2 protein-coding genes and 1 pseudogene are annotated in these 2437 nt (G+C 77.0%); all 3 read left to right on the top strand.

What is annotated here, in order from left to right; genetic code table 11:
* A pseudogene (locus G3I42_RS02375) lies at positions 1–226 on the top strand (ADP-ribosylglycohydrolase family protein); the annotation flags it as partial.
* Positions 223–1422, top strand: a complete 1200-nt coding sequence (locus tag G3I42_RS02370) for an ADP-ribosylglycohydrolase family protein (protein WP_203606260.1) — start codon at positions 223–225, stop codon at positions 1420–1422. The pseudogene G3I42_RS02375 and the gene G3I42_RS02370, both read left to right, overlap by 4 nt.
* Before the next feature lie 77 nt (positions 1423–1499).
* Positions 1500–2437: ADP-ribosylglycohydrolase family protein (locus tag G3I42_RS02365; RefSeq protein WP_343244424.1), on the top strand; the 938-nt coding region annotated here is incomplete at its 3' end.

Here is a 2437-nt window from a genome sequence, read left to right as displayed (position 1 = left end):
CGCGGTGGTGCCCGCCGCGTGGCGCACGGCCTGCCGGTGGCTCAGCGGCTGCGCCGTGCCCCGGCTCGCCGGCACCGACCTCCTCGCGCTCGCCGCACGCCTCGACGCCCTCGTCCCCGCGTGCGACACCCGACGAGAACCCGCGCGGGAGCCCGCGCGGACCCCGCTCAGTGAGAAGACCACCGCCCCCGTCGCGGGCGCGGGAAAGGACGGCACTCCCTCATGACCGCAGTCTCACCGCTCCCCCCTGCCCGAGACGTCCCTGCGGCGGGCCCCTCGCTCGCCGACCGCGTGCGCGGCGCGCTGCTCGGCGCCGCCGTGGGCGACGCGCTCGGCGGGCCCGTCGAGGGGTACAGCCCGGAGCAGATCGTGGCGCGGCACGGCGGCAGGGTGACGGGGATCGTCGGCCCGTGGGCGGGTGAACAGTGGCGTACGGCACGCCCGTTGGCCCCGTACCACAAGGGCGACGGGCACGTCACCGACGACACCCTCATGACGCACGCGCTGATCCGCGTCTACGGCACCGTCCGCGACCACCTGGACGCGCACGCCATCGCCGCGCACCTCGTGCCCGAACTCACCGAGAAGCCCCGGTGGATTCCCGAGCTGGAGGCGGAGGCGCTGCCGCTGCAACGGGTCTTCCTCGCCGAGAAGTGGCTCGTGACGCGGCTGCACTACGCGCACGCCGACCCGCGCGAGGCGGGCGTCGGGAACGTCGTGAACTGCGGCGCGGCGATGTACATGGCGCCGGTCGGGCTCGTCAACGCGGGCGATCCGGACGGCGCTTACGCGGAGGCCGCAGAGATCGCGGGCGCGCACCAGTCCTCCTACGGGCGCGAGGCCGCCGCGGTCTTCGCCGCCGCCGTCGCCGCGGCCTGCCGGCCGGACGCGGGCCCGGGGGACGTCGTGGAGGCGTGTCTGCGGCTCGCGAAGGACGGGACGCGCGCGGCGATCGAGGCGGTGTGCGCGGTCGCCGCTCGGCACGACGAACCGGAGGCGGCGCAGGCCGGGTTGCGCGCGGCGGTCGCGCCGTACGACACGGTCGGCGAGGAGTACCGGGCGCCCTCGCTCGGCGCGCGGCGGCCCTCGCGGCTGCATGCGATCGAGGAACTGCCCATCGCGCTCGGCATGTTGCTCGTGTGCGCGGGGCGCGGCCGGGACACGATCCTCGGCGCGGTGAACTACGGCAGGGACTGCGACTCGATCGCGACGATGGGCGGCGCGCTCGCGGGAGCGCTCGGCGGGGCGGCGGCGATCCCCGCCGCCTGGGCTGAGCAGGTGTGCCGCGCCAGCCGCCTCGACCTGGACGGCCCGGCGGCCGAACTCACGGCGGTGGCGCGGGAGATCCACCGCAAGGACGTGGCACGGCGCCGTGCGCACGAGGCGGCGTTCGCCGCGCTGGAAGCGGGGGACGGCGCGTGAGGGGCGCGGATGACGCGGGCGCGGGAGACGCCGGGGCGAGCGGTGCGGGGACGGGGGCAGGGCTGCGCCTCACGTGGGTGCAGCCCGAGGACCTGATCGGGCACGAGTTGCGGCAGGCGGGCGAGGAGGGGCGCGAGGTCGCGGGCATCGCGGCGCGCTGGTACGCGGCGGGCGGCCTCGCCGCACCCGTGCGGGCCGGCGCCTCGTCCACCCCGGTACCGCGTGAACTGCGCGCGCTCGCCGAGGAGTTGATGGCCCGGATCGCGGACGTGCCCGAACCGGCGGACCGCGCCGAGCCGACGGAGCTCGCCGAGATCGTCGCGGCGTGCCCCGAGTGGCCCCGGGCGGGCGCGTACGACGGCGACGAGGCGACCTTGGAGGCGCGGCTGGAAGCCGCCTGGCGCGGGCGCGCGGCCGGGTGCGTGCTCGGCAAGCCGGTCGAGAAGCTGCCGCTCGACGGGATCAGGGCGCTCGCGCGGGCGGCGGGGAACTGGCCGCTGCGCACGTGGTTCACGGCGCGCGGCGTCCCGGCCGAACTGCTCGCCGCGTACCCGTGGAACCGGCGCAGCGCGGGCAGTTGCCTCGCCGAGAACATCGCGGGGACGCCCGAGGACGACGACCTCGACCACCCCGTGCTCACCGTCGAACTGCTGCTGCGGCACGGGCGGGACTTCACGACGGCCGACCTCGCGGCGCTGTGGCTGGAGCAGTTGCCCGCCGGGAAGGTCTTCACGGCCGAGCGGGTCGCGTACGCGAACCTCCTGCGCGGCCTGGAGCCACCGGAGACCGCCCGGCACCACAACCCCTTCCGCGAGTGGATCGGGGCGCTGATCAGGGCCGACGTGCACGGCTGGACGCACCCGGGCGACCCGGCGGGCGCGGCGGCGCAGGCGTGGCGGGACGCGGTGCTCAGCCACACGCGCAACGGCGTGTACGGGGCGATGTTCGCGGCGGCCGTGCTCGCGGAGGCGACCGCGCACGGCGGGGACGCGCACCACTGCCTCGCGACGGGCCT

It is taken from the genome of Streptomyces sp. SID11385, assembly GCF_010548245.1.
In the GTDB taxonomy this organism is placed as follows: domain Bacteria; phylum Actinomycetota; class Actinomycetes; order Streptomycetales; family Streptomycetaceae; genus Streptomyces.
The sequence above is the reverse complement of the archived record's forward strand: the minus strand, read 5'-3'. Positions and strand labels throughout refer to the sequence as shown.